Origin of the sequence: Desulfovibrio sp. Fe33 (assembly GCF_028532725.1) — a bacterium.
Classification (GTDB): domain Bacteria; phylum Desulfobacterota; class Desulfovibrionia; order Desulfovibrionales; family Desulfovibrionaceae; genus Pseudodesulfovibrio.
The window spans coordinates 183,125-209,518 of the sequence record NZ_JAQKGU010000003.1 but is presented as its reverse complement, the minus strand read 5'-3'; the positions used below and the strand labels follow the sequence as shown (position 1 = coordinate 209,518).

Genomic DNA, 26,394 nt, shown 5'->3' with positions numbered 1-26,394 from the left:
GACTGTCTGGGGTGTATGGATTAATCCGAGTCGAAACCCTTGGACATCGACCGCGCGGGAGCGCGTGGGCCTCTTCAATAGATTCAAAACATAACTGCAAGCAATCAGGGGGTTGGCATGGCCGATGAAGCTCTGAAAGATATCAATCAGTTTTTGACGTTCACTTTGGGCAAGGAGATTTTCGCTCTGGATATTGGAACGGTACGTGAGGTCTTGGAACTGACGTCCATAACCAAGATTCCGAGGACGCCCAAGTTCATGCGCGGCGTCATCAATCTGCGCGGTCACGCCGTTCCGGTGGTGGACATGCGGCTCAAGCTGGGCATGTCCAAGGGCGAGGATACCGTGGACACCTGCATCATCATCGTAGAAATTGAATACGAGGGTGAGTTCACCGTCATGGGCGCGCTGGTGGATTCCGTGCGCGAGGTGTTCGAGATGACGCCCGACACCATCGAACCGGCCCCGAAGATGGGCGCGGCCATCAATGCCGAGTACATCAAGGGCATGGGCCGTCAGAACGAACAGTTCATTATCATCATCGACATCAATAAGATATTTTCCGCCGAGGAGCTGGCCATCGCAAAGGATATGGGGGCGTTGAGCGCGGGGCCCGACCGTGCGCCAGCTCCCGAAGAAGCCGCGCCCGCGCAGGCGTAGCTGAAATGAAACAACCCATGATCGGGAGGGTGGGGACGTTATGCGTCCTTGAGCAGTACGTCCGCCTTCACCTGGATGGCGCCCAAATGAAAAGCCGTGTGGGCCAGTGCGCCTGCCGCGCCCCAGGTTGATTCGGGATTCGCCGCCGCATGGCGGGTCATGGCGTGTGTTAAGTTGTCTGCCTGAACGGCAATTCGTTCGAGCAGCTTTCGCCACTTCGATTCGCTCACCGTGGATTGGGCCCAGCTTGCTTCCCAATCGTATGTTTTGTCGTGTGTGCCTTCAATCCAGTCAGTGAATGCATTCAGGCTGAAGGACAGATGCAGCGCGTGGGCGGCCATGGACGCACCTGCCGTCGGTGCGGACGCCTGCTCGGCAGACAGCCTGCCCAGCAGAGTGAGCAGGCCGCCTTCCCCTCGGGTTCAGCAATACGCCCCGATCCCCTGCGCCATGAAAGCATTCGTCCACCACACCGAGGATGGATTTAATCAATTGATGTGGGGAGAGGGCTGTTTTTCGCATGGAGTCCTCCCGAAAAGCGTTTGCCCGGGCTAATCGCCCCAATTCATCATCGTGTCCCAACGAACTTTGCCTTCAGTCTTTTTTTGTTTGCGTAACAAGACATAGATGGCTCCGGCTCCGCCGTGTTTGGGTTGGGCCGTGCAGAAGGCCAGAACCACGCGTCTCAGCGGTTCTTTCGTCAGCCATGTTTCGGTTTCGGTGCGCAGGACGGACTGTCCCCCGGGAGAGTTCTTTCCCCGTCCCGTGACCACCAGCACGCAGCGATAGCCTTGGAGATATGATTCGCGGATGAAGAAGAGCAGGGAGTCCCGCGCCTGATCCGACGTCATGCCGTGCAGGTCGAGATGGGCGGCAACACTGAGGAAACCTGCTTTGAGTTGCTGGAATATCTTGATATCCAGGCCGCGCACGTAGCCGTACATGAATTCGTCGGTGTATTCGAGCTCGAACTCGATATCTCCGCGCATGAAGCGGTCAAGGTCGTTTTTCGCCTCATCGTCGGATGATGCGGCATTTGCCGGGCCGGTGGCCGTGGCGGGAGGCACCTGGCGGCCTCCGACGCCGTCCATGAGCTTCACGCCCTGCATGGCGGCGAAGAAAAGTTCCTCGTCCTGAGGTCCCTCGTCGGGGTTGACTTTTTCCTTTGGAGGCTCATTTTTCTCGTAAGGAAGGGAATAGACGTCGTCTTTTTCTTTCTTGAACTTGATCTGCTTGAGATCGCCAAGGTTGTTCATGCGTTTTTTGGTCATCATGTACCTTACCTTTGGTCGAACCGAGTATATCCGAACCCTTATGGGTGACGGCTGGTGCCGTCCGGCGAAGCAATCGCTGGACTTCCGCGACGTGCTTGAGTAATGAGCCTGTTGCACATCATCAAAGCGAGGAATCACATGCTGACCATTGAAGACCTGCATGTCAACATCGGCGATAAAGAGGTCCTGCGGGGGATCAATCTCCAGATAAACGACGGGGAGACCTTTATACTGTTCGGGCCCAACGGATCGGGCAAGACGTCCCTGCTCATGACCTTGATGGGGTTCACCGGTTACGAGGTGACCAGAGGCAAGATTATTTTCAAGGGGCACGACATCACCGACGCCCCCATGTACGAGCGCGCCCGTCTGGGAATGGGAATGTCCTTCCAGCGGCCGCCGACCATTCACGGCCTGCGCACCAGGCATTTGGTGCAGATGTGCGCCCGCAAGGGCGCGGTCAACACCGATATGTTGGCCGAAACCGTCAACATGGGCGATTTCCTCGACCGTGACATCAATGCGGGCTTCTCCGGCGGCGAGATCAAGCGTTCCGAGCTTCTTCAGCTCATGGCCCAACAGCCCGACCTGGTGCTTTTCGACGAGCCCGAATCCGGCGTGGACATGGAGAACATGCAGTTGGTGGGGCAGGTCGCCCGTGACGTTCTGGACGGCAAGTTCAGCGTTGCGCCGGAACTGAGCCTCAAGGAGCGCAAGGAGAAGGTCAAGACCGCCGGGCTTATCATCACCCATACCGGGTACATTCTCGACTACGTGAACGCCGACCGGGGCCAGGTCCTGTATCAGGGCCATCTGTGCTGCGAAGGCCGCCCCAGGGATATTCTGGACCACATCCGGCAGCATGGCTACCAGGAATGCGTCCGCTGCATGAACTAGCCGTCGGCACTGGAGAGTTATAGATATGAGCAAAGTCGATCTGAAGGATTTCAAGTTTGACGGCCTCCGGCAGGAGGCCATCACCGATCTGAACGCCTTGTCCGACGAGGATAAGGACCAGCTTCTCATGGCCGGTGTGGTTTCGGATCTGTCCACCCGTTCCGCTTCCTACCTGCAGATGGATCAGTCCGCGGTCCATTGCCAGTCCAGGAATGAGGCTGTGGAGATCATGGACATCAAGGACGCCCTCAAGAAATATGACGGCCTCAAGGATTATTTCTGGACCCTGGTGGACAAGGACAAGGACGAGTTCACCCGTTCCGCCTTCGACAACCTGCATGGCGGCTACTTCATTCGGGTCAAGGCCGGGGCCAAGGTCAAGGAGCCCATCCAGTCCTGCCTCATGCTCAAGTCCGAGCACGTTGGCCAGAACGTTCACAACATCGTGATAATCGAGGAAGGGGCCGAGGCGCACATCATTACCGGCTGTTCCGTGGCCCATGGCACCAAGTCTGGCGCGCATCTGGGCATCTCCGAGTTCTTCGTGAAGAAGAACGCGTCGCTGACCTTTACCATGGTCCATAACTGGTCTGAATCCGTGGCCGTGCGGCCCCGTTCGGCGGGCGTGGTGGAAGAGGGCGGCAAGCTCCTCAACAACTATGTTCTGCTCAAGCCGGTAAAGGATTTGCAGATGTATCCCGCCATCACCCTGAACGGCCCGGATTCCGTGGCTCGCTTCAACTCCGTCGTGGTGGCCACCGAAGGATCGCATCTGGACATGGGCAACCGCGTTATCATGAACGCCCCGAACACCCGGTGCGAGATCATCGCCCGGACCATCGCCTCCGGCGGTACCATTATCAACCGGGGACATATCGCCGCCCATCACGTTCCGAGCAAGGGGCACCTGGAGTGTCAGGGCTTGATCCTCGGCGGCGGCCGCATCTGGGCCATCCCGGAGCTGGACGGCACCGTGGAGGGCGTGGAGCTTTCCCACGAAGCCTCGGTGGGCAAAATCGCCCAGGAGGAGATCGAGTATCTCATGGCCCGCGGCATGGACGAGGATGAAGCCACCTCGACCATCGTGCGCGGCTTCCTCAACACCGACATCATGGGGTTGCCCGAGCGTCTGCAGAAAGAAATCGACAAACAGATCGAAGAGTTGCAGTCTTCGGACGCCATGTAGCAAAGATACGGCGCACACGCGAGGGGCGGCGGCTTCGGCCACCGCCCCTTTTTTTGGGACTTGCATAGTTCAACTCCCCACTTTCGCCGCAGAATGCCGCAGAACGAAAAAAGCCCGCGCCGAAGGCGCATACAGGGGATGCAAGGGGGCGAACCCTTGCCCGCCGGAGGCGAAATCGCCCGAATATTGCCGCAAAGCGGCTTTCAACGCCTGATTTTCGTCTTCAGAGAGTTAAAGGGATAGTTCTCTTTTTTGCCGTTCGGGTTTGGATTAGCCCTTGAACAAACTGAATTGACGTACTAATCAATGGCATTCATCTTATTGAAAAGAGACGCGACAGGGAGTGCCGAATGACGAAGAAGGAAAGAATCCTGCTGGCAGCCCAGGAATTGTTCGCTCGTTACGGTTATGCCGGAACGACCATGAAGATGGTCGCCGAGCAGGCCGGAGTGGCTTCGGGCCTGGTCTTTCATTATTACGAGTCCAAAGAAAAGCTCTTCATGGTGGCTGGAGCAGGACTGATCGACAACATGGTTTCCGTGTTGCATGACGCCACTTCCGAAACCACCTCGGGCTGCGAAGCCATGGGCGTTTTCGTCAGGGCCTATCTGGATTTCACCACCGAGCATGAGAAGACGTTCCCCACTATCATTCGGTGTTCGCCCTTCAGCGACGATAACCCGGATCTGGACCGCGAAAGGATCGCCACCAAGTTCCTGGACCTGATTAACATCATCGAGGATCTGCTGCGGCGGGGTATCGAGGACGGCTCCATACGCGATCTGCCGGTTCCCCAGACTGCATTCATGATTTACGGAGTCATCGTGGGCGCGGTTCGTACCCGGTTCCTGACGCCTTACGACATCCCTGGACTGTACGCCGAGGCGCGCGAGTTCGTCCTGCGCAGCGTCTGCGCCTAGCCGCTTGCCGCAAGCATCTACTCATTTTTATGTCTGATTACAGAGGACATCTCGCCGGAGGGCTTTTTTTCGGCGTCATGGGACTGGTCGGCGTGATTCTTCTCGGCTGGATGGCCTTTGATCCGCTTCAGGCCGCCGGGTTGCTCGGCTTCTGCCTGCTTGGCGCGCTTTTCCCGGACGTGGACACCAACTCAAAGGGACAGAATCTCTATTACGCCGTCTTCGTGCTGGTCGATTTGGGGTTGATCCTCAAAGGCCTGTATGTCTGGGCCGCCTGGTTCGGCCTTTTTTCCATGTTGCCGGCAGTGGGGTCTCATCGCGGCTGGACCCACACCTGGTGGGCCATGCTGCTGGTGCCGCTGCCCATCGTCATCATCCCTTTCTTCATGCAGGAGCAGGAACTGGCCCGTTACTTCGCGCCATTTTATGCCGCCTTTGTGGTCGGCTACTTTTCCCACCTGATCCTGGACGGAGAATTCAAGTAATTCCCGTGATAAAGACGTGATCGGCCCCGACGAGGGCCGGTCAGCTTCGAAGTCCCTTGTACAGGGCCATGTACCGGTCGGCCATGGCCTTGTCCGTGTATCCGACGACCGATTCCGCGCCGTTGGCGACCAGCCGTTCGTTCAATTCGGGGTCGTTGACCAGGCGCACAATGCTCGCAGCCAGGTCGGCCGCGTCGCGATTCTTGAAGACCAGCCCGTCATGTTCATGGGTGACGAGTTCCAGGTTGGAGGGCAAATCCGAGGTGATGACCGGAGTCCTGGTGGCCCAGCCTTCCTTGATGACCGCGTTGGACCCTTCGCCGTCCACGGAGGGGACGGTCAGGATGTCTATTTCGGGCAGGACTTCACGGCTGTCCCGGTATCCCAGGAAAAGGATGGAGTCGGCCAGATCGAGTTTTTCGGCCTGTCGTTTCAGGTCCTGCTGCATGGGTCCTTCACCCGCTATCATGCACTGCCAGTTCGGCATGTCGGAGGACTTGCGCAGGTGCGCCAGGGCCTCAATGAGGACCTCGAATCCTTTTTGGGAACTGAGCGCGCCCACTGCGCCCAGCGTCAGGACAGGGTGCCTGCGCGATTCGGCGGTGTACATGGTCGGATCGATGCCGCTGTGGATCACGGTGGTTTTTTCTTCCGGCACTCCGCAACTCACCAGGACTTCCTGGATTTCGCGGCTGACGGCCACCAAGGCGTCGCCCATGAGGTATTTGTTCCTGCTCCAGCCCGGCTTGAGCCGGTAGGATACACGGCGGCTGTGGACCAGGCGGAACGTGTTGCGCAGTTTCTTGGCCAGAGCGGCCAGGGAAGCGCCTTTGGCATCGTTCGAGTGAACCACGTCGGGCTTGAAGGATTTGATGATCCCGAGCACCCGGAAAATATTCATGGGATTGTAGTCGTTGTGGGAGGGCAGTGCGGCGAAGGGGATGGAGTCGGCCTCCAGCAGGGGGATCAAGGGAGAATCGCCGGGCACTGCGACCAGGGGCTCAAATCCTTTGGCGCGATTCAGGGCGCGTGCCAGATAGAATACCTGGCGCTGGCCGCCGCGCATGATTCTGCCCAGGTCGAGTAACAAAACCTTCAATATAAACCTCTTTTATTTCAAAGCCTTCGCCGTTGTCTCGGCAACGGCTTCCAGGCTTGGACAGACCGCGAATCCGGCTCTGCCCATGGTTTCGAGCTTGTCCATGATGCCGCCGCCCGAGTCCAGAATGGCCCCGGCGTGGCCCAAACGTTTGCCCGCAGGTGCGGTCTGGCCTGCGATGAAGGATATGACCGGCTTGTCGAACCCCGTACGGACGACGTATTCAGCCAGATTCTCCTCCGCCTGTCCACCGATTTCACCAAGCACGATCACGACCTTGGTTTCTTCGTGATTGCGTATCATTTCGAACATATCCACGAAGTTGGTTCCGATAAACGGATCGCCGCCGATGCCGACGCACAGGGACTGGCCGATGCCTGCTCGGGTCAGCCGGTCAGCCACTTCGTATGTCAGGGTCCCGCTTCGGGAGAGAATGGCGACGGGGCCGGGCGAAAATGGCCGGGTGGGCATGATGCCGATTTTTGTCTGTCCTGGCACTATGATGCCCGGCGTGTTCGGGCCGACGATCCTGGTGGACGAGCCTTTGGCCCGCACAAAGGCCGCCAGCATGTCGTGCTGGGTGATGCCTTCGGTGATGCATACGGTCCAGGGGATTTCGTTCGCCACGGCCTCGGCCACGGCGTCGGCGGCCATGCGCGGGGGAACGAAGATGATGGAAGCGCCGATCTCGTGGACTCGGACGGCCTCGGCTATGGAGTTGTAGACCGGGACGCCGAGTACTTCTTCTCCGCCCTTGAAGGGGGTTACCCCTGCCACCACGTTGGCCCCGTACTCCAGCATGAGTTGCGTGTGCAGCCTTCCCTCGCGTCCGGTGATGCCTTGGACAAGGACGGGAGTGCTTTGGTTTATGGTGAAGGCGGCGGCGCTCGAGTAGCCAGCGGGGTCGGGGCCGGGCCCGAGGGGGATGTCCAGCGGGGCCGGGAAATCAACGGCCGCGGAACCGGCGGGGCGGAGGGTGTCGAGAATTCCGATGGCCGACTGCATGTCTTCGGTTATATGAAGGTTGTCCACATCGAGTTCCCGGAGAATCCGTAACCCGGCCGAGGCGTCCTTGCCGGACATGCGGGCCACGATGGGCTTTTGCGGGGATTTGCCTCCAAGCGCCCCCGTCATGGCCATGGCGACTTTTTCGCAGGAGAGTATCCCGCCAAAGAGGTTGATGAAAATGGTTTTAACCTGGGCGTCGCCGAAGAGCAGTTCCAGAGCCGTCTCCATGCGTTTCTGGTCCGCTGCCCCGCCCAGATCGAGAAAGTTGCTGGCAGGCAGGCCCGAGAAGTTGAGCAGGTCCATGGTGGCCATCGCCAACCCCGCGCCGTTGACCATCAGTCCTACCCAGCCGGGGAGCCTGACGAAGGAAAGACCGGCATCGCGGGCCATGTTTTCCTCAAGCGTGGCGTGCTCGCGTTGGTAAAACGCTTCGGAGTCGGGATTGAGGTCGGCGAAGTTGTCGTCCATCTCCACCTTGCCGTCCAGGGCCAACAGACGGTTGTCCGGAGTGAGGATCAGGGGATTGATCTCGGCCATGAGCAATCCGTTGTCGAGCATACAGCCGAACAACTTGGTCAACAGCTCGTGGAAGGGCTGGAATTGCTCCTTTTCCAGGCCGAGGTGAAAAAAAGCGGCCCTGATCTGGTGCGGTACAATGCCGCCCGGCAGGGTGACTTTTTGCACCAAAAGGTTGTCCGAGCCCAACTTCTCGATCTCGATGCCCCCCTGGCGGCCCGTGGTAAGCAGAATGCAGCGGTGCTCGCGGGAGACGGTCAGGGAGAGGTAGAATTCCCGTTCGATGTTTTCTCCCGGCTCCACGCGGATGAAGGGGATGGCTTCGCCTTTGATGGAGCGATTGAACAATTTGCGGGCTTTGTCCGGGAATTGCGCGGGGTCGTCGATGCGCAGGATGCCGCCGGCCTTGCCGCGTCCGCCGGACAGGACCTGGGCCTTGAGGAACCATGGCAGGGGGAAGTCGGTTGAGAAACCGTCTTCCTCCCCGGGAAAGACGGCAGTGCCTTGGGGCACGGGAATGAGGGCCTTTTCGAAGAGGAGTTTGCTTTTGTGCTCGTTGAGTAACATGACAGGCTCCTGGTCTTGGCTTATGGGTCGCTGAAACCTTAGTTGGTTTAAGCGGTTGAATCAATGCAAATATATTGACCATGACATGAATTGAGGAGAAAATGCATATTGTGGGTGAAAAAACGCCCGTAATCGGAGGGAGCATGTCGGATCTCAGTGATTTTGCCGATCAGTTGCATACGGATGTGGTGTCGGACATGGCCGAAAGCTTTTTTGGCGGAAGAAAGGAACTGGACGTTGCCCTGGAGGCGTACTCCGGCATGGTCAAGGAGCTTCTGCCCGTGATCGAGCATATGTTTCAGGCGGCCGCGACCCTGCGTCTGCTGCTTTTGGACGATGCCGGAGTCGACGCCTTCTGCGTCGAACTCGGGATTGACCCATCGCGTATTCCGCAGGCCGAGGGAGCTCCGATCCTGGTTCGCGAATCCCTGCCGTTTTCCCTGACCGGCGGGGGCCGGTTCCATGATTGCGTGACCTTTGCCTACCAGGGATTGTACGACGCAATCCGGGAGTATCTCCATGGCCGGCACTACAATGATCCCGACCAGCCGGGCCGTAAGAGGCTGACCATGCATTATCGGCGCCTCAGGGAGATCGCCGAGATCATCAATGAAAAAATCCACAAGGCCAATAACGAGCGGTCCGTGTCTTCGGTGTTGCGCGAAGTGAAGCGGCTTGACCCCGTGCAGATGGAACGGGAGGAGATGCTTGGCGATGTGGTCTATGGTGACGGCTGTGAAAAGGACCCGGACATGTGTTTCGTGCCGATCGATTTCGCCGGGTATCAGTTCCCCGAGGTTGAGGAGTTGCCTTCCCCCAAGGAGGTCCGGCCAGCGGTCAAGCGGTTTTGTTCGCGCTTCTATGCGGAACGGAAGGATGAGGTCCGCGGGGCGATCGACGTGTTCGTCGGGCGATGAGTTCGACCAGGCTATCCGTTGATCCGGGCAAGGATGGTTTTCAGCGTTTCGTCGACCTTGTGTTCCGGGACCTGGCAGGTCCCTACGGCCCTGTGACCGCCGCCGCCAAGGGATAGCATCAGGTCGCCTACGTCCACCGCGCTCGTCCTGTTGAGGATGGAATGCCCCACGGTGATGACCACGTTCTGTTTCTTGAATCCCCAGATGACGCGGACGCTGATGTTGCACTCAGGGAACAGGGTGTAGATCATGAATCTGTTTCCGCAATAGAGTTGCTCTTGGCCGCGCAGGTCCATGAGCACCGCGTCGCCGTGCGCCCGCGCATTGCTCTTGAGCATGGCGATGTAGTCGTCGCGATCTTCGAAATACCTGTCCACACGCTCCCTGACGTCGTCGATTTCCAGAATCTCTTCCGCCGACCGGGTGCGGCAATGCTCAATCATGTCGAGCATGAGTTGGTAATTGCTGATGTGGTAGTTTCGGTACCGTCCCAGCCCGGTTCTCGGGTCCATGATGAAGCCCAGCAGGACCCAGCCGGAAGGTGCGGTAATTTCGTCGATGGTCAGGTCGGCCGAGTCCATCTTGTCGACGGCCTTGACGAATTCGGCATAGGAGGCGGGGAATTTGTCCGGCCCGTAGTATTCGTAAATCACTCGGGCGCAGCTCGGAAGCGGTTTGCTCACACCTTCAAATTCGAATTGGCCCAGTCGGTCCATTTCGCTGGTGTGGTGATCGAACCATAATCCGCATCCCTCGACGTAGGGCACATTGGCGAGGACGTCGTTGCCGGTCACTTCAACACGGCCGTCTTGCAGGTCCTTGGGGTGGGCGAAAAGATAATCGTCAATGATGTTGAGCTGCTTGAGGAGGGCGGCGCAGGCCAAGCCGTCAAAGTCGGATCGAGTGACAAGTCTCATGCCGGGTTCTCCAAGCGTCACGGGAAGTTGGCGGCCAATTCATATTTCCTGCCAAGAATGTCGCATTATTAGTCGGACCGGAAATATTTGTCAAAAGGATCGCGGCGCGAATCAGGCGTTCCGCAGAGCCTGGGCGCGGAGCATACGCAGCTTCTCGCCTGATGCGGCCCCGTGATTCATGTCTTCGGGGGAGAGCCGGACGGTCAGGATGGTTGCCAGCTCCCTGGCTGCGCGGCTTCCGTAATCTTCACCGTGGTCAGCCAGAACCAGTTTGAAGACGGGGGAGAGCCCGCAGGAAAGATGCAGATCCATGAGGAGGTCCACTCGGGTCGCCGGTCGCAGTTGCCCGTATCGGGCCGCGATCATGTGCCATCGGGCCGCCTTGACGCCCGCCGTTTTGTATTCGTTGGACATTCGCAGCCGCAGGGCGGTTGCTTCGGCCAGGGGGACGCCCGCGAGGTCGTGTCCGTAGTGGCGGGGCAGCCGTTCCGGGGGCGTCAGGGTCTTGCCCAGGTCGTGGCACAGTCCCATCCAGACGGCGATGGGGTCGCCTGCCAGGTCGTCCATGACGCGGCAGATGTGGGTCAGCACATCGCAGTCGTGATAGGGGGCAGGGCCCGCCGGGATGGAACGCGCCGTCTCAAATTCCGGGAACCACGGCAGCAGACAGTCCGCCTCGGCCAGAAGGCGCAGGAAATTGCCCGGCCTGGGGCTTTCGAGCACCTTATGCAGTTCGGGAGCGATACGGTCCGCCGGGATGCCGCGGAGCAGCCCTTCGCGGTTCGCTTCGCGCATGGCCCCTATGAGATCGGGATGCGGGGTGAATTCCGGCAGTTGGGCGGCGAACCGTGCTGCGCGGAAGACGCGCAGGGGGTCTTCCTTCATGGAGTGATCGGAGGCCGGGCGGAGAATGCGCCGCTTGAGGTCGTCGAACCCCTGTGGATGGAAGATGAGTTCCCCTTCCTCGGAGAGCAGTTGCGCATTGACAGTCAAGTCTCGGGCTTTTAATTCTTCTTTTAGGGAATTCGCCCTCGGGAAGGAAAACTCGATGCCGTTTATCAGGAAAATCGGGAAGGTCCGGCCCACTTCTCGGGCTTCGGGAAAGGCCCGGCGGAATTCCTCGCGGGAGGAATCCATAACCAGATAATCCCTGTCGTGCAAAGGCCTGCCGAGCAGGAGGTCGCGGACCGCGCCGCCAGCCAAGTATAATTTCATTGCCCATGTCTAGCACAAGGTAACTCATGCTTCCACAAGGAATTTTTCTCATGAAGCCGGAGGACGGCGTCACTGCGTCTTCGCATCCGCTCTGGCAGGCCGACCTGCGGGCCTTTGCGCCCTGGACGTCGGTGGGCCCCGGATCGGACGGCGCTCCGGCCGGGTGGCTGAAAGGATGCGGAGGGGCGGAAGAGACTCTGGTCGTAGCCGGGTCCTGCTCCAGCACCATGGAGCTGGCGGCCCGAATGGCGGCTGACGGAATGCTCGGCTCCTGGGGCGCGGTCGTCTGCGCGCGCCAGACCATGGGGCGCGGTCAGTTGCGGCGTCCGTGGGCGTCGCTCCCGGGCAATATGCACGCCTCCATCGTGCTGCCGCCGTCACCTTCGAAGGGAATGTGGGCGAAGGCCATGTCCGACCTCCTTCCTCTTGTTGTCGGTCATGTGGTCAGCGAGGTTCTGGCGGGTCTTGGAGCGGATGTCCTGGTCAAGTGGCCAAACGACATTCTCCAGGGAGGGCGGAAGGTTGGCGGCATGTTGATCGAGGAGCGAAACGGCGTGTCCATCGTCGGTGTGGGCCTGAATCTCGCCGATAGTCCGGGCGACGCAAAAATGCGCGAAGATCGTTCCGTTCCGGCCGCAAAAGTACGGTTGCCGTTCTTTACCGGCGGTCCGATATCCCTCCTCAGTCAACTTGTAAACCATGGGAAAAGCGTGTATGCAGCAATACTCGACGAGATTCCACCCCCTCGATTCATCTCCATGTTCGAGAGCAAACTCGCCTGGTTCGGACGAACTATCTTGGTCAGGGAAGGAGACGAGAGCTCCTATGAGGCTGTTTTGGCAGGCCTTTCCTTGAATGGTGGACTTGTTTTGCGTCGTAACGGGGAAGAAACGGTGCTGTATTCGGGATCGATTTTTCCTCTCTAGTCCCGCATGGGGCGGGACGGGCCAACAGGGTTTTATATCAGTCATTTCTGTCTAGGAGACCAGTGAGATTCATGCAGCCGAAGTCCTTTGAACAGGTACTCGAAGAGGTCAAGGGGAAGCGGATACTGGTGGCCAACCGGGGCATCCCGGCCAGGCGCATCTGCCGTTCCATAACCGAAATGTTCAACGCCAAGGCGATAATGACCGCCACCGACGTTGATAAAACCTCTCCGGCATCTTCCGGGGCCAACGAACTCCTGATGCTCGGCTCCGATCCCCGTGCGTATCTTGACCAGGACAGGATTATTCGTGAGGCCAAGGCGAACAACGTGGTCGCCATTCACCCCGGTTGGGGTTTTTGTTCCGAGGATGATTCCTTCCCGGCCCGTTGCGCAAAGGAAGGAATCATATTCATCGGTCCGGAACAGGAGCCGATGCGCATCCTCGGCAACAAGGTGGCCGTGCGCAAACTGGCCATCGAGCAGGGCGTGCCCGTCGTGCCCGGCTCCGAAGGCGCCGTTTCCATCCCCGAAGCGCGGCAGATCGCCCAGGAGATCGGCTTCCCTGTGATGCTCAAGGCTGAGGGCGGCGGCGGAGGCCGTGGAATCTATGAGGTTTATCAGGAAGAGGATCTCGAAAACGCCTTTTCCAAGGCTTCGGCCCTGGCCCAGGCCTCCTTCGGCAACCCGCGTCTTTACGTTGAAAAGCTGCTGACCTCGGTGCGCCACATCGAAATTCAAGTCATCGCCGACCAATACGGCAACGTCTTCTGCATGGACGAGCGCGACTGTACTGTGCAGCGCAATCACCAGAAGCTTATCGAGATCACTCCGTCTCCCTGGCCCACGTTCACTCCCGAGTTGCGGGCGCAACTCAAGGAGTACGCACGCAGGCTCGTCTCGGCTGTGGGGTACTACTCCTTGGCCACCGTCGAGTTCCTGGTGGACAGCGAAGGCGTGCCGTACCTCATTGAGGTCAACACCCGGCTTCAGGTGGAGCACGGCATCACCGAATGCCGCTACGGCATCGACCTGGTCGAGGAGCAGATCGCCATCGCCTTCGGCGCCAAGTTGCGTCTGAGCGAGGAAAATACCAAGCCGTTCCAATGGGCCATGCAGTGCCGCATCAACTGTGAGGACCCGCAGAAACATTTTGAGCCGAACTCCGGGCGCATTACCCGCTACGTGTCCCCCGGCGGCCAGGGCATCCGCATCGACTCCTGCGTGGGCGACGGCTATCGCTTCCCGTCCAACTACGATTCGGCGGCCTCCCTGCTCATCGCCTACGGCAACACCTGGAAGAAGGTCGTGGCCCTCATGAACCGCGCCTTGCGCGAGTACATGATCGGCGGCGTCAAGACGACCATTCCTTTCCACCGCAAGATCGTCGATCACAAGAAGTTCATTGAAGCCGATTACGATACCAATTTCGTCCGCCAGAATTATGCCGAACTGATGGATTACTCCGACCGTGAGCCGGATTCCCTGCGTTTGACGAAGCTGGTGGCCGAAATCTCCGCCCTGGGCCACAACAAGTATGTCCAGCTCGGCGAGTACCGTGGTCGCGACGACAGGCGGGTGGGGCGCTTCCATCTGGCCGAACCGCCTGAAGTATCCTCCTGGTTCGAGCCGCGTTTTTCGCGCAAGATGGATCGCGACGCCATTCTGGATACCCTGCGTACCGATCGCGAGGCCGGGATCATCCACATGACGGACACCACGACCCGCGACATTACCCAGTCCAACAGCGGCAACAGGTTCCGTCTGGCCGAGGATCGCATCATCGGACCGTCTCTCGACCAGTGCGGCTTCTTCTCCCTGGAGAACGGCGGCGGCGCGCATTTCCATGTGGCCATGCTCGCCAACATGACCTATCCGTTCACGGAAGCGGCCGAGTGGAACAAGTTCGCGCCCAATACCCTTAAACAAATTCTCATTCGGTCCACCAACATCCTGGGCTACAAGCCGCAGCCCAAGAATGTCATGCGTCTGACCGGCGAGATGATCAACGAGCATTACGAGATCATCCGCTGCTTCGACTTCCTTAACCATGTCGACAACATGCGGCCCTTCGCCGAAGTCGCCATGGCCTCGAAGCGCAACATCTTCGAGCCCGCCATCTCCCTGTCCTGGGCCAAGGGTTTCGACGTGGAACGCTACATGACCGTGACCGACGAGATCATTCGTATGTGCTCCGAGGCCGCCGGCGTCACCCGGAAGCAGGCGGAGAAGATGATTATTCTCGGTCTGAAGGACATGGGCGGCGTCTGCCCGCCCCGGTTCATGCGCGAGCTCATTACCTCTATCACCAAGAAATACCCCGAACTGGTCATCCACAGCCACCGGCATTACACCGACGGCCTGTTCGTCCCGACCATGGGCGCGGCCGCCAAGGCCGGAGCGCATATCGTGGATGTCGCCATCGGCGCGAGCGTCCGCTGGTACGGCCAGGGCGAAGTCCTGTCCACGGCTGCGTACATCGAGGATGAGATGGGCCTGAAGACCCACCTCGACAAGGACATGATCCGGGCCACCAATTTCCGCCTTAAGCAGATCATGCCGTACTACGACCGCTACACCGCGCCGTACTTCCAGGGTATCGACCACGATGTGGTCCGCCATGGAATGCCCGGCGGCGCGACTTCCTCTTCTCAGGAGGGGGCGCTCAAGCAGGGCTACATCAAGCTCTTGCCCTACATGCTCAAGTTCCTGGAAGGGACACGGAAGGTGGTCCGTTACCATGACGTCACGCCTGGCTCCCAGATTACCTGGAATACCGCGTTCCTTGCCGTGACCGGCGCGTTCAAGCGCGGCGGCGAACGGGAAGTGCGGCGGTTGCTGAATATCCTGGATATCGTCACCCTGTGCGGCGAGTCCGAGTTGACCGATCTCGAACGCGAAGCGCGCCTCGACCTGTATCGTGACTCCAACGACGCTTTCCGCAACCTGCTGCTCGGCAAGTTCGGCAAGCTGCCGCTGGGCTTCCCGGCCGATTGGGTCTATCAGTCCGCTTTCGGTTCCGGCTGGGAAACGGCGGTCAAGGAGCGCACCGAGGCTTCGCCGCTGACCACTCTTCAGGATGTGGATCTCGCGGCCGAAAAGAAGGCGTTGCGGTCGAGACTGCATCGTCAGCCTACCGAGGAAGAGTTCATCATGTACCTCAACCATCCGGGCGACGCCATCAAGACCATCGACTTCTGCGAGAAGTTCGGCAACGTCAACAACCTGCCCGTGGACATCTGGTTCGAGGGGCTGGAGAAGGGCGAAGTCCTGGAGTTCCAGGGCAATTGCAAGAAGCCGCACATCATGCGCATCCTGGACATCTCCGAGCCGGACGAAAACGGCATGACCGTGGTGCGTTACGTGCTCGACTCCGAGATCATGAGCCATCAGGTCAAGGTCGCCGAAGCTGAAGTCGGGGCCAAGGACGCCATCGAGATGGCTGATCCGTCCAACGTCCTCCAGGTGGGGTCGCCCAGCAACGGCGATCTGTGGGTTACTCATGTTCGCCCCGGCGATCGCGTCAAGGCAGGCGAGGAGCTGCTCAACATCTCCATCATGAAGCAGGAGAAGGCGGTGCTGGCTCCGGTAGCCGGCATGGTCCGCCGGGTCATCAAGTCCGCCAACTACACAGAGGACAAGAAGATGGTCCCGGTCGTGGAAGGGGAGCTGCTCGTGGAGCTCGGACCCGAGGCGGGTACTTGTCCCACCTGCAAGGTCGACGTTCCCATGGAGGATTACAACTTCTGTCCTAATTGCGGTCAGAAATTGTAAAAAAATAATCAGACCCCTGAAATTGGTCTGAAATGTCCATTCGCCATGCGGCGGAAAGGGCGACTGATGAATATAAGGGCCGACGCGCCGCAATGGCGTGTTGGCCTTTGTTTTTCGGGGAAAGTATAATTCCCCGGCAATTCGTTTGTGACAAATTTACGACGCTTTTAGTTGGTATTTTGGTACATTGGTCGGACCAATTGTTTCGTTGACGAAGCCGATTATAACCCGTAAGCGGGAATTCGAAACTCAGGTTTTGATTGTTCTTTTTTGATGATTCAAAAATGAGAGCGCCGTGAACTTGGGGGATGGAACAGGTTGAGATTCCGTCCGATCCGCACGGTAATACCAGGAGGAAGAGATGGCCAAAGCCAAGAATGACGCAACAGAAAACGCACCGGCGGCCAAAATTAAAAAGGTCGATGCCAAAGTGGAGAGCCTCAAGCAGAAGCTCGTTCTTAATGGTGCCGAGATCAAGAAGATCGGCGAAGACGCCGAACTGCTGGTCGGCGGCAAGAACTACAACACGGCCATCATCAGCCAGGTGCCCGGCATTCGGGCTCCGGAATTCCGGGCCATCTCCTCGAACGCCTTCCATATCCTTCTGGACGAAACCAAGGTCAACGCCGCGGTCGTCCGGTCGACGGTGGACAAGGAATACAACAAGATCGATTGGAATTCCGACGCGGTTAACGAGGATTCCGACTATCTTCAGCAGTTCGTCCGCCTGGTAGGCAAGAAGATTCGCGAGGAATCCAAGAAGCAGTCCGGCACTCCCATCCGTCTGCGTACCTTCATCAACAACGTTGTCGAAGGCTTCGCCACTTCTCCCGAGGGTATCGACCAATTGCGTATGCGCTCGGTCCTCGTGCAGTCGGCCATCCTGTCTGTTGAGATGCCCGAAGAGATCGGCAAGGAAGTCAAGGCCGCCTACCAGTCCATCTGCAAGGAAGCCGGTCTGGACGATGTTCCCGTGGCCGTGCGCTCCTCGGCGGCGGGCGAGGACAGCCGCAAGAAGGCGTTCGCCGGACTTCAGGATACATACCTTAATATAGTGGGCGCGGAAGAGTGCCTCGAGGCGTACCATTGGGATTGCGCTTCGGCCTATAACCTGCGCTCCATGACCTATCGCCGCGAAGCCATTCTCGACGCCATCACCAAGGCCGAGAAGACCGGCGACGATTCCATCGCCGAAAACGCCAAGAAGGAGTGGGCCATTGAGCACACCTCCTTGTCCGTGTGCATCATGCGGATGATTAACCCGGTGATTTCCGGAACGGCATTCAGCGCGGATACGGCCACCGGCTGCCGGGGTACGGACCGCAACGACCTGGTTTCCATCGACGCCAGCTACGGCCTTGGCGAGGCGGTGGTCGGCGGGATGGTCACCCCCGACAAGTTTTACGTCTTCCAGCGCGAGGGCGGCCGCGAAGTGGTCATCCGGTACATGGGCTGCAAGGAGCGGAAAATCGTCTACAAGGAAGACGGCAGCGGCACCCATGTGGTCAAGGTTCCCGACAACGAGGTCTTCCGCTGGGCGTTGTCCATCGCTCAGGCCGAGACCGTGGCCGAGGGAGTGCGCAACATTTCCAGGGCTTACGGCGGCATGATCATGGACACCGAGTTCTGCATCGACAAGACCGATCGCCTCTGGTTCGTTCAGGCCCGGCCCGAGACTCGTTGGAACGAGGATTTCGAGCAGCATCCCAACACCATTTTTATGCGCCGTCTCGAAGTGGACAAGAAGGCCGTCGATTCGGCCGAGGTCATTCTCGAAGGCAACGGTGCATCCCGCGGTGCCGGACAGGGTACGGTCAAGTACCTCCGTTCCGCCCTGGAACTGAACAAGATCAACAAGGGCGACATCCTGGCCGCCGACCGTACCGACCCGGACATGGTCCCCGGTATGCGTATCGCTTCCGCCATTCTGGCCGACGTGGGCGGCGACACCAGCCATGCGGCAATCACCTCCCGCGAGCTGGGCATTCCGGCCATTATCGGCATCCAGCGTCTTGAGGCTCTGCGCTCTCTGGAAGGGCAGCAGGTCACCGTTGACGGTTCTCGCGGCAAGGTCTACCGGGGCGAACTGCCTTTGGTCGAAGTCGGCGGCGAGATCAACGTGGGCGAACTGCCCGCCACCAAGACCAAGGTCGGTCTGATTTTGGCCGATGTGGGCCAGGCCCTGTTCCTGTCCCGCCTGCGCCGGGTGCCCGATTTCGAAATCGGTCTGCTGCGCGCCGAGTTCATGCTCGGCAATATCGGCGTCCATCCCATGGCTCTCGAAGCCTACGACAAGGACACCCTGAACGACCTGGTGGAAGAGAAGCTTCAGGAGATGGACCACCATCTGACCAAAGTCATGAAGGAGCAGCTCGATTCCGGTCTGATTACCATGCCGCTTAAGCTGCGCGAGTATGTCGGCCTGATTACCGGCTTGACCCGTCAGATGGAGGCCCTGGCCGAGCAGGAGGGCGCCCGGAGCACTGACGAGGTGCTCGCCATGCACCGCCGTCTCCGCGAAATGGATCACAAGCTCGACGAGCATATCTCCCACGCCACCGAGCGGCTGGATGTCCTCAAGACTTCCATCGACCCCGAGGCCCACGTGGCCGTCGTTCTCGGCTATCACGACATGCTTGAACCCACTCCGACGGTTCGCACCGAAGCGTGGAAAATCCGGCAGCAGCACGAGAAGACCGTGGCCGAATACGTGGTTCGTCTCAAGGACGACCCGGATTTCATGGCCTACATCGACAAGATCATCCGTCTGCGCGAGGAAGTGGCCCTCAAGATGGGGTTGAAGTCCGAGATGGACGAGGTGGCGACCCTGCCTGACCGCATCCGCAGGCTGTTGGAATCTCGCGGATACACCACCGGCAAGGAAAACTACATTCAGACCCTGGCTCAGGGCTTGGCCTTGTTCGCCATGGCCTTCTACGGCAGCAACATCGTCTACCGGACCACCGACTTCAAGTCCAACGAGTATCGCAACCTGCTCGGCGGCTTATTGTTCGAAGCGCATGAAGACAACCCCATGATTGGCTACCGGGGCGTTTCCCGGAACATCCACGATTGGGAGCTTGAAGCCTTCAAGCTGGCGCGCGGCATCTACGGCGGCACCAACCTGTCCATCATGTTCCCCTTCGTCCGCACCCTGGAAGAGGCACGCTCCATGAAGCGTTACCTCAAGCAGGTTCACAACCTGGAATCCGGCAAGGACGGCCTGAAGGTCATCCTCATGGCCGAGATTCCGAGCAACGCGGTGCTGTGCAAGGAATTCCTCAAGGAAGTGGACGGATTCTCCATCGGTTCCAACGACATGACCCAGATGGTTCTGGCCACGGACCGCGACAACGCCAGCCTCCAGCACATCTATGATGAAGAAGACCCGGCCGTGATCTGGGCCATTCTGTCCGCCATCTTTGCGGGACAGAAGGTCTGCAAGAAGGTCGGTTTCTGCGGCCAGGGCGTATCCAACAGCGTCATCCTGCGCGGTCTCGTGACCATCGCGGGCATCGTTTCCGCTTCGGTCGTGCCCGACACCTACCATCAGACCAAGCATGACATTGCGGCGGTCGAGGCCGAGAACATCAAGACTCGCGATCTGGGCACTTGGCTCAAGAAGCAGCACATGGTCAAACTGCAACACCTCCTTGAGGAGAACAGCTACGGCCATATCCTCAAGAAATACAAATCTCCCGAGGACTTCATGGAATGGTACGAAGGCGAGCTCGACAGGTTCAGCGAGCAGCTTCGCGATCACATGGAGACTCCGAAGGAAGAGTTCTATCGGCAGGAAATGGAGCAGTTCCGTTCCACCTTCCACAAGCCGGTCATCTACGCCAGCTGGGATTGGAGCAACACTGTTGAGGACGCTTTGCATCATGCCGGTTTCGCCTCCTTCGAAGAGCAGGAAGCCGCCCTTGAGATGCAGCGCAAGAAGCAGTGGTAGCAACTGCTGGAATCGCAATAAAAAAGGTCCCGACCGCAATGGTCGGGGCCTTTCTTTTTTTACTCCCCACTTATGTGGCAAAGCTCAGCGGAACGAAAAAGTCTGCGTCGAAGGCGCTTACAGGGATGCAAGGGTGCGAGCCCTTGCCCGCCGGAGGCGAAATCACCCGACTATTGCCGCGAAGCGGCTTTCAATCCCTGATTTTCCTCTTCAGGGAATTAAAGGGGAGTTCCCTTTTGTTTGGGAATGGTTGGTCAGGCTATTTTATCGGTGATGGTTCCGATGCCGGTATCGGCCGCTGCCGCGTGCACGGCCTGTTGGATATCAATATCCGTTCCCGTTGAGCTGAAGTCCGGGCCGGTTCCGAGATAGTCTTCGGTGCGGGAGGCGACCTCCAGGCCCGCAACGGCCTGTTCGCGGTTGTGAGTGGCCTCGGATGCATCCATGCCAGATGCTATTTCGTCGTGGTAATCCCGGATGGACTCCGGGCCTTGGCTCTGATTGTCCCAGGCGGCGCTCTGCACCGTTTCCGTGGAAATACTGATATCCGACATGAGGCCTCCGAAGTTAGGCTTTATCCTTTATTTATGCCCAAGGCCTGATGTGTTGGCAAGTTCATGAAAAAGCAACGCCCAAACCGCCTCCGGCCGGTTGGCCGGGAGGCGAGATTTCGGCGGTGCGGAAGCCCGGCTAGGACATTCGGTCCAGAAACCCCTGTCCGAGGTCCTTCAGCGACTTGGTCAACTTGATCAATTCATCGTCCGGAATCTTGCGGATGGTCTTTCCGTCGGAGTCGACCACTTCCACCTGGATTGTATCGTTGTTTTCCAGGACGTTGAACTTGAGTTTGACGTTGTTCGCCTTCAAATGTCCCTCGGCCTCGGCGATCAGGGCATCCAGTTCCTCTCGGGTCGGGTTTCCCGACTGCCTGTCTCCCTGGGCATTAGCTTGTGCCGCGACCGTGTCGTTGCGCGGAATCGAGCTGTCCGGAACATCCGGCTTTTGCACGGCCCGCCCCGGAACGACGCTCTCCGAGCGCGAATCCTGCTTCATGTCGATATTCATGACGGGGATATTCATGGTCTCCCTCCCTGGTGTTGCACGAATCATCCCAACCTGAGTTGCCTCTTACGTTCGATATCGGCGTATTAATCGGAATCTTTAGAGCGTCGTCCGACCCATTTTGCATTTAACTTGCGCGGCGATAATAGTGTTAGTTATTGACGCTAAGTAGATAATCAAATATGATCTCACTGTTTTTTAATCGGCTTATAACATGTTGTTTTGCCTTCGCCTTTCTAGGCCTGCTCAGCAACGGGACGTATCCGGTTTTATAAAAAAACTTCAGAGGGGCAATGCCGTTTTTCCTGAAGCACCACTTCGATCCGGACTGGGATCCGGCCAAGTTGAAGCCGGAGGAGCAGGCGGACGGAAGCGTGGATCATCACGAGCGTCAGTTCGTCAAGAACGTGTCCGCCGGGGATCTTGTCGCCGAATGGCTTCCTGTGGAGGAGGCCGGGGGTGATCTGGACGAACGCTTTGTGTTCGAAGAAAAAGCGTTTCCGGCGGGCAAGGGCACGGGTATACGGCGAGAGTTTCCGGACAAGCTTTTCGCGGCCGTGGACGGATATGTCTGCTACAAGGAAGGCCGGATTCTTGTCCGCAATCCGCTGACGGTTCATTCCGACATCGACTACCATACAGGAAATGTCGATTTCGTTGGCGGCGTGGTGGTCGAAGGGTCGGTCCGGACAGGGTTTTCCATTGAGGCGGCTGACGATGTACGGGTTAATGACCAGATCGAGGGCGCAACCGTCACGGCTCGTGGAAATCTGGTCTGCCGGGGCGGAGTCAAGGGCGGCAAGGAGGCTCTGCTCAGGGCTTCCAGGGATATGCGGCTCGCGTTTTGCGAGTATGCCACGTTGCTTGCCGGCGGCGACATATTCGTCAAGGGAGCGCTGATGCACAGCGACGCCTACGCGGGAAAACGCCTGGCGGTGGGCGGGCGGCTCACCGGCGGGAACATTTGCGCCTACAGCTATATCTATGTGGGCGGACAGCTCGGCGGCGGCATGGATACGGACACATCTCTGATTTTGGGTTATCAGCCCGGGCTGCTGTACGCCGACCAGCGCTATAATCAACGAATCAAGGTCCTGCATGAGGACATCGCTTTTTTTGAGAAGGCTCTGAACAGGGGTGATGAATTTCGGGCCGAGTACGGTCCTCGTTTGGAGTCGGCGCGCAACGAGCTGGAATTGCTCAAGGATATGAAGGTGGAGCTGTGGAACGGAATCTACGCCACCGAACGGCTGGATGATTGCCGGGTCCTGGCGCCAGGCGTTGTCAGGCCGGGCGTGGAGATATGCATCGGCTCGGCTTATTACAGAGTGGATGATTTTCTGGAAGACGTTTTTTTCTACTACGACAACGGCGAAGTGAAGATAGGCGCTTCAGCCGGGAAAATGAAGAAATAGCATATGGATATCGCAACTCTTATCGGTCTGGCCGGAGCCTTTGGTCTTGTCTTCACGACAATTTTCATGGGTGGCAACGCGGCGGGATTCCTCGATGTTCCCTCTATCGTTGTCGTTATTGGCGGTACTTTCGCCGTCACCTTTGTCATGTTCCCCATGGGTGTGGTCATCAATGCCTTCAAGGTCGGCATGAAGACGTTGATGTTCAAGTCCTCGGACCCGCAAGACATCATCAAGCTGATTACGTCCCTATCCGACAAGGCCCGCAAGGAGAGCTTGGTTTCTCTGGAAAAGGTCAATATCGACGATGCATTCCTCAAGAAAGGGGTGATGCTTGTCGTGGACGGTTCCAGCGAGGGGCTTGTCCGTTCCGTCATGGAAATCGAGCTTGAATTCATGAAGCAGCGGCATAGGCAGGGACAGGCCGTTTTCAAGGGTATGGGGACCATGGCCCCGGCTTTTGGCATGATCGGCACTCTCATCGGTTTGGTAAACATGCTCTCTAATCTGTCGGACCCGTCATCCATCGGTCCGGCCATGGCCGTGGCCCTGCTGACCACCTTTTACGGGGCCATCATGGCAAACTGTGTTTTCCTGCCCATGGCCACCAAGCTTGAGGAACGGTCCGCCGAGGACGTCCTTTTCATGCAGATCATGATTGAGGGCGTTTCTTCCCTGCAGCGCGGCGACCATCCTTCGGTGGTCAAGGAGAAGCTGCAGGCGTTCCTTTCCCCGGCGCTGCGCGAGAACGCTTAGTTTTCCGCATTCGGAGAAGTTATGGCCAAGGTCGAGGAAGTTATACGCAGAAGGCCGCCCGAAGATCCTCCGGGCGACGAGGGGTTGCCGCCGTGGATGGCTACTTTCGCCGACATGGTCACGCTGCTTCTCTGTTTTTTCGTTTTGCTTCTTTCCTTTGCCCAGCAGAGCGAGGAGAAGTTCCGCGACGCCTTGGGGTCGCTCAAGGGCGCTTTCGGGGTCAAGGAAGTGCGCGCAATTTCCGAAGAAATGGCACAGTTCAATTCCAGTTCGACGGCTACCAAGGAGATGGCCGCTTCCATCTCCCGCGATGAGCGGTTGTTGTTGTCCGTAGTCATGCGTATCAAGTCCATGCTCGAGGAGATGGACGTGATACTCAAGGAGGGTGCCGGTGTAAGCGCCGACCGCGATGGCGTGGTTTTCCGCGCCAGTTCGGCGTCCTTGTTCGAGCCCAATACGGCCATGCTCAAGCCGCGCGCCTTTGAGATTCTTGATTCGGTTGTCAAAGTTCTCAAGGATTACAAGCTGAATATCGTGGTCAGGGGCCATACCGACGACAGGCCCATACATACGCCGAAATATCCGTCCAACTGGGAGCTGTCCGCCGCGCGGGCGGCCGTGGCTTTGGACTATCTTATCAACACGGGCGGCATTGAGATCAACCGGGCCAAGGCCGTGGGATACGCCGACACCAGACCCGAAGTGCCCAATGATTCCATGGAAAATCGGCTGACGAACCAGCGGGTTGAATTTTATTTGCATATGCCCCAACGGGATGCCTGGTAGGAAGATGGCAGAACAGGAAGCATTGGAACAGCAGGGCGGGGGACCCAAGTCCGATCCGCCCAAGCCCGACGAGGGGATTCCGCCGTGGATGGCTACCTTTGCGGACATGGTCACGCTGCTTTTGTGTTTTTTTGTCCTGCTATTGTCGTTCACCAATCAGGACGTCACCAACTTCCGCAAGCTCATGGGGTCCATTCAGGAGGCCCTGGGGGTGCAGTACGAGGATAGCGCCGCGCTTTCGACTCCTTACGCCGACACGACTTTTCAGGAGCGGCAGAGCGTCCGCGACAACCGGCAGATCGTCGAACTCGGAGTCCTGCTCAAGAAGGCCATAATGGCTCGGGATTTGACGCACATGGCCAAAGTCAGCACCGACAAGTCCGGGGTAATGCTTCGGTTGAACAGCCAGGTGGTGTTCGCCAAGGGCTCCATTGAGTTGACCTCCGAGGCCAGACAGGCTTTGCAGATGATAATCGATTCAATGCAAAAGACGGATTTCAATGTCGTGATCCGTGGTCATACCGATGGCGAGACGCCCGAATCGGATTTGTACAATTCCAATTGGGACCTGTCCGCCGCACGCGCTGCCCGTTGCCTGCGTTATATTCTTGAGCATTCCGACATCCCGGCCACCCGCATGAAGGCTGTTGGCTACGCAGGCTCCAAACCGCTTCTGCCCAGCACATCCGAGGAGAATCGGAATGCGAATCGACGTGTCGAATTTTTCTATCTTCCCCCTGGACGAACCAAGTGGTAACCACCCGAAGATATACCTGAGCGTGAGGCCCCGTCGAAGCAGACGAGGCCTTTTTTTTAGGGACTATTCGCTTAGTTCCCTGAAGATGAAAGGCAGGTTTTGAAAGCCGCCTTGCGGCAATAGTCGGGTGATTTCGCCTCCGGCGGGCAAGGGCTCGCACCCTTGCATCCCCTGTATGCGCCTTCGGCGCGTTTTTTCTCCCACTCTGCTGCGTCTTGTAGAAAACGCGGGTAGTTAAATATTGACGTCGAAGTTCTGGATTGACCTTGTTTCCGTCATCAGCTTTTGGTTTGGAACCTCAGGGGCGCCTGTTTATAATTTGATTAGCTCCCGGTTATTGTGTACTGCCCATATCTCCGGGAACAGAGTTTGAAATTAAACCTCATTTGGAGAAACATGGAAAATTTACCGAATTGTCCGCAGTGTCAGTGCGAGTACGTGTACTCTGATGGTACCGTTCTCATTTGCCCCGAATGCGGCTTTGAGTTCCAGGCCGAAGACGCAACGGAAAAGGTCTACAAGGACGCCAACGGCAATGTGCTCGTTGATGGAGATACCGTCATCGTCATTCAGGATCTCAAGGTCAAAGGGGCCGCCTCGGATATCAAGAAGGGAACCAAGGTCAAAAACATTCGATTGATAGAGCCCGAAGACGGCGTGCACGACATTTCCTGCAAGATTCCTGGCTTCGGCTCAATGTTCCTCAAAACCTCGGTCGTGAAAAAAGGCTGATTGCAACTGCGTCAATCCGCCGAAAGAAAGCAAAAAGGCCACACCTGATCGGTGTGGCCTTTTTGCTTGTCTAAATGGTGGAGGCGGGGAGAGTCGGTTAAAAAGCGCAAAAATTATAGGTTCATAGCGATTTTTTGTACCCGCTTTTGTACTAACTTTGTACTAAAAAAATGATTTGTCAATCAGGTTCTCAAATAGAGCTTCGTTTGGGTTGTCTCGGTCGGTCTGGATGACTATAAATTTGATATTGCAATCAAGCCTTTTGCTCTGATTGGCAAGAGATTCAGAACGGCGCACAAAAAGCCAGAATAGGGCTTTGGAACCATCCTAACCCGATACCGCCGGGGAATACCGGAAAAACGGCAAGAGCCTCTCAGAATCAAGAACAACGCTCCAAGCAGATTCAGGACTGTACCACGGCAACAGGAGTTCCCATGTCTTTCACAGAAAAGAATGTTGGTACTTCAACTGTAAGAATTGCACTGTAGTATTTTCAAGCAGAAATGATGCAATAAATGATGGGTTCAAGCCTTGTGGTATTTGTCGACCGTAGTAACTACCCAGTCATCCTCTT

The 26,394-nt window shown here is 57.9% G+C and carries 22 protein-coding genes and 1 pseudogene; 15 read left to right on the top strand and 8 right to left on the bottom strand.

The features are described 5' to 3' along the window. Positions 1–117: 117 nt before the first annotated feature. Positions 118–660 carry a chemotaxis protein CheW gene (locus PSN43_RS06095; protein WP_272699838.1) on the top strand — a complete coding sequence of 181 codons (543 nt, stop codon included), beginning with the start codon at positions 118–120 and terminating at the stop codon, positions 658–660. A gap of 38 nt (positions 661–698) precedes the next feature. Here the strand turns inward: PSN43_RS06095 and PSN43_RS06090 are convergent, their stop codons facing one another. Both PSN43_RS06090 and PSN43_RS06085 read right to left on the bottom strand, forming a co-directional pair. Then, on the bottom strand, positions 699–1,001 hold the full coding sequence (locus PSN43_RS06090) for a hypothetical protein (protein ID WP_272699837.1): 303 nt from the start codon (positions 999–1,001) through the stop codon (positions 699–701). A gap of 210 nt (positions 1,002–1,211) precedes the next feature. Then, complete coding sequence (locus PSN43_RS06085; protein ID WP_272699836.1) at positions 1,212–1,934, bottom strand: Smr/MutS family protein; 723 nt, start codon at positions 1,932–1,934, stop codon at positions 1,212–1,214. Between the two features lie 138 nt (positions 1,935–2,072). Here PSN43_RS06085 and PSN43_RS06080 point away from each other — a divergent pair, with 138 nt between their 5' ends. The 4 genes from PSN43_RS06080 (at position 2,073) to PSN43_RS06065 (ending at position 5,422) form a co-directional block, all read left to right on the top strand. Next, the gene (locus tag PSN43_RS06080; RefSeq protein ID WP_272699835.1) at positions 2,073–2,831 is read left to right on the top strand and encodes an ABC transporter ATP-binding protein; all 759 of its coding nucleotides are present in this window, start codon (positions 2,073–2,075) and stop codon (positions 2,829–2,831) included. Between the two features lie 25 nt (positions 2,832–2,856). After that, complete coding sequence (locus PSN43_RS06075) at positions 2,857–4,017, top strand: SufB/SufD family protein (RefSeq protein ID WP_272699834.1); 1,161 nt, start codon at positions 2,857–2,859, stop codon at positions 4,015–4,017. A 350-nt stretch (positions 4,018–4,367) separates the two neighbouring features. Continuing rightward, complete coding sequence (locus tag PSN43_RS06070; protein ID WP_272699833.1) at positions 4,368–4,937, top strand: TetR/AcrR family transcriptional regulator; 570 nt, start codon at positions 4,368–4,370, stop codon at positions 4,935–4,937. A gap of 29 nt (positions 4,938–4,966) precedes the next feature. Beyond that, positions 4,967–5,422 carry a metal-dependent hydrolase gene (locus PSN43_RS06065; protein ID WP_272699832.1) on the top strand — a complete coding sequence of 152 codons (456 nt, stop codon included), beginning with the start codon at positions 4,967–4,969 and terminating at the stop codon, positions 5,420–5,422. Between the two features lie 40 nt (positions 5,423–5,462). On the opposite strand, the gene PSN43_RS06060 is transcribed toward PSN43_RS06065, so the two are convergent. Both PSN43_RS06060 and sucD read right to left on the bottom strand, forming a co-directional pair. Further along, positions 5,463–6,521: a glycosyltransferase family 4 protein gene (locus PSN43_RS06060; RefSeq protein ID WP_272699831.1), complete on the bottom strand. Its 1,059-nt coding sequence runs from the start codon at positions 6,519–6,521 to the stop codon at positions 5,463–5,465. A gap of 12 nt (positions 6,522–6,533) precedes the next feature. After that, positions 6,534–8,612: a succinate--CoA ligase subunit alpha gene (gene sucD / locus PSN43_RS06055; protein WP_272699830.1), complete on the bottom strand. Its 2,079-nt coding sequence runs from the start codon at positions 8,610–8,612 to the stop codon at positions 6,534–6,536. Positions 8,613–8,755: 143 nt separating this feature from the next. Here sucD and PSN43_RS06050 point away from each other — a divergent pair, with 143 nt between their 5' ends. Continuing rightward, a complete protein-coding gene (locus tag PSN43_RS06050; RefSeq protein ID WP_272699829.1) occupies positions 8,756–9,529 on the top strand; it encodes a hypothetical protein in 774 nt (257 codons plus the stop codon). Positions 9,530–9,540: 11 nt separating this feature from the next. Here PSN43_RS06050 and PSN43_RS06045 read toward each other — a convergent pair whose 3' ends face one another. Next, positions 9,541–10,446 carry an exopolyphosphatase gene (locus PSN43_RS06045; RefSeq protein ID WP_272699828.1) on the bottom strand — a complete coding sequence of 302 codons (906 nt, stop codon included), beginning with the start codon at positions 10,444–10,446 and terminating at the stop codon, positions 9,541–9,543. 111 nt (positions 10,447–10,557) lie between these two features. Continuing rightward, positions 10,558–11,661 (bottom strand): tRNA nucleotidyltransferase, encoded by a 1,104-nt coding sequence (locus PSN43_RS06040; RefSeq protein WP_272699827.1) that lies wholly within the window; start codon positions 11,659–11,661, stop codon positions 10,558–10,560. Between the two features lie 50 nt (positions 11,662–11,711). Between PSN43_RS06040 and PSN43_RS06035 the strand changes: the two genes are divergently transcribed. From PSN43_RS06035 to PSN43_RS06025, 3 genes are all read left to right on the top strand, one after another. Then, positions 11,712–12,587, top strand: coding sequence for a biotin--[acetyl-CoA-carboxylase] ligase (locus PSN43_RS06035; RefSeq protein WP_272699826.1), 876 nt, complete (start codon positions 11,712–11,714; stop codon positions 12,585–12,587). A 71-nt stretch (positions 12,588–12,658) separates the two neighbouring features. Next, positions 12,659–16,360, top strand: coding sequence for a pyruvate carboxylase (locus tag PSN43_RS06030; RefSeq protein WP_272699825.1), 3,702 nt, complete (start codon positions 12,659–12,661; stop codon positions 16,358–16,360). A 361-nt stretch (positions 16,361–16,721) separates the two neighbouring features. Next, entirely contained in the window at positions 16,722–20,312 is a 3,591-nt protein-coding gene (locus PSN43_RS06025; RefSeq protein ID WP_272699824.1) for a PEP/pyruvate-binding domain-containing protein, read from the top strand. 254 nt (positions 20,313–20,566) lie between these two features. Here the strand turns inward: PSN43_RS06025 and PSN43_RS06020 are convergent, their stop codons facing one another. Then, entirely contained in the window at positions 20,567–20,866 is a 300-nt protein-coding gene (locus PSN43_RS06020) for a hypothetical protein (protein ID WP_272699823.1), read from the bottom strand. A 136-nt stretch (positions 20,867–21,002) separates the two neighbouring features. Continuing rightward, positions 21,003–21,392: a flagellar protein FlaG gene (locus PSN43_RS06015; RefSeq protein WP_272699822.1), complete on the bottom strand. Its 390-nt coding sequence runs from the start codon at positions 21,390–21,392 to the stop codon at positions 21,003–21,005. Between the two features lie 275 nt (positions 21,393–21,667). Between PSN43_RS06015 and PSN43_RS06010 the strand changes: the two genes are divergently transcribed. The 6 genes and pseudogenes from PSN43_RS06010 to PSN43_RS15965 form a co-directional block, all read left to right on the top strand. Beyond that, positions 21,668–22,789 (top strand): FapA family protein, encoded by a 1,122-nt coding sequence (locus tag PSN43_RS06010; RefSeq protein ID WP_272699821.1) that lies wholly within the window; start codon positions 21,668–21,670, stop codon positions 22,787–22,789. Between the two features lie 3 nt (positions 22,790–22,792). After that, positions 22,793–23,545: a motility protein A gene (locus PSN43_RS06005; RefSeq protein ID WP_272699820.1), complete on the top strand. Its 753-nt coding sequence runs from the start codon at positions 22,793–22,795 to the stop codon at positions 23,543–23,545. A gap of 21 nt (positions 23,546–23,566) precedes the next feature. Then, positions 23,567–24,331, top strand: a complete 765-nt coding sequence (locus PSN43_RS06000) for an OmpA/MotB family protein (RefSeq protein ID WP_272699819.1) — start codon at positions 23,567–23,569, stop codon at positions 24,329–24,331. Between the two features lie 4 nt (positions 24,332–24,335). Continuing rightward, complete coding sequence (locus PSN43_RS05995) at positions 24,336–25,088, top strand: OmpA/MotB family protein (protein ID WP_272699818.1); 753 nt, start codon at positions 24,336–24,338, stop codon at positions 25,086–25,088. Between the two features lie 396 nt (positions 25,089–25,484). Further along, positions 25,485–25,820, top strand: a complete 336-nt coding sequence (locus tag PSN43_RS05990; protein ID WP_272699817.1) for a zinc ribbon domain-containing protein YjdM — start codon at positions 25,485–25,487, stop codon at positions 25,818–25,820. Between the two features lie 406 nt (positions 25,821–26,226). Further along, a pseudogene (locus tag PSN43_RS15965) lies at positions 26,227–26,373 on the top strand (Ada metal-binding domain-containing protein); the annotation flags it as partial. Between the last annotated feature and the right edge of the window lie 21 nt (positions 26,374–26,394).

Excerpts from the sequence above, each read along its gene's own strand:
- PSN43_RS06025 (WP_272699824.1), top strand. The coding sequence starts at position 16,722 with ATGGCCAAAGCCAAGAATGACGCAACAGAAAACGCACCGGCGGCCAAA.
- PSN43_RS05990 (WP_272699817.1), top strand. The coding sequence starts at position 25,485 with ATGGAAAATTTACCGAATTGTCCGCAGTGTCAGTGCGAGTACGTGTAC.
- PSN43_RS06085 (WP_272699836.1), bottom strand. The coding sequence starts at position 1,934 with ATGATGACCAAAAAACGCATGAACAACCTTGGCGATCTCAAGCAGATC.
- PSN43_RS06065 (WP_272699832.1), top strand. The coding sequence starts at position 4,967 with ATGTCTGATTACAGAGGACATCTCGCCGGAGGGCTTTTTTTCGGCGTC.
- PSN43_RS06005 (WP_272699820.1), top strand. The coding sequence starts at position 22,793 with ATGGATATCGCAACTCTTATCGGTCTGGCCGGAGCCTTTGGTCTTGTC.
- PSN43_RS06015 (WP_272699822.1), bottom strand. The coding sequence starts at position 21,392 with ATGAATATCCCCGTCATGAATATCGACATGAAGCAGGATTCGCGCTCG.
- PSN43_RS06050 (WP_272699829.1), top strand. The coding sequence starts at position 8,756 with ATGTCGGATCTCAGTGATTTTGCCGATCAGTTGCATACGGATGTGGTG.
- PSN43_RS06040 (WP_272699827.1), bottom strand. The coding sequence starts at position 11,661 with ATGAAATTATACTTGGCTGGCGGCGCGGTCCGCGACCTCCTGCTCGGC.
- PSN43_RS06080 (WP_272699835.1), top strand. The coding sequence starts at position 2,073 with ATGCTGACCATTGAAGACCTGCATGTCAACATCGGCGATAAAGAGGTC.
- PSN43_RS06045 (WP_272699828.1), bottom strand. The coding sequence starts at position 10,446 with ATGAGACTTGTCACTCGATCCGACTTTGACGGCTTGGCCTGCGCCGCC.
- PSN43_RS06020 (WP_272699823.1), bottom strand. The coding sequence starts at position 20,866 with ATGTCGGATATCAGTATTTCCACGGAAACGGTGCAGAGCGCCGCCTGG.
- PSN43_RS05995 (WP_272699818.1), top strand. The coding sequence starts at position 24,336 with ATGGCAGAACAGGAAGCATTGGAACAGCAGGGCGGGGGACCCAAGTCC.
- PSN43_RS06000 (WP_272699819.1), top strand. The coding sequence starts at position 23,567 with ATGGCCAAGGTCGAGGAAGTTATACGCAGAAGGCCGCCCGAAGATCCT.
- PSN43_RS06095 (WP_272699838.1), top strand. The coding sequence starts at position 118 with ATGGCCGATGAAGCTCTGAAAGATATCAATCAGTTTTTGACGTTCACT.
- PSN43_RS06090 (WP_272699837.1), bottom strand. The coding sequence starts at position 1,001 with ATGGCCGCCCACGCGCTGCATCTGTCCTTCAGCCTGAATGCATTCACT.
- PSN43_RS06070 (WP_272699833.1), top strand. The coding sequence starts at position 4,368 with ATGACGAAGAAGGAAAGAATCCTGCTGGCAGCCCAGGAATTGTTCGCT.
- sucD (WP_272699830.1), bottom strand. The coding sequence starts at position 8,612 with ATGTTACTCAACGAGCACAAAAGCAAACTCCTCTTCGAAAAGGCCCTC.
- PSN43_RS06030 (WP_272699825.1), top strand. The coding sequence starts at position 12,659 with ATGCAGCCGAAGTCCTTTGAACAGGTACTCGAAGAGGTCAAGGGGAAG.
- PSN43_RS06035 (WP_272699826.1), top strand. The coding sequence starts at position 11,712 with ATGAAGCCGGAGGACGGCGTCACTGCGTCTTCGCATCCGCTCTGGCAG.
- PSN43_RS06075 (WP_272699834.1), top strand. The coding sequence starts at position 2,857 with ATGAGCAAAGTCGATCTGAAGGATTTCAAGTTTGACGGCCTCCGGCAG.
- PSN43_RS06010 (WP_272699821.1), top strand. The coding sequence starts at position 21,668 with ATGCCGTTTTTCCTGAAGCACCACTTCGATCCGGACTGGGATCCGGCC.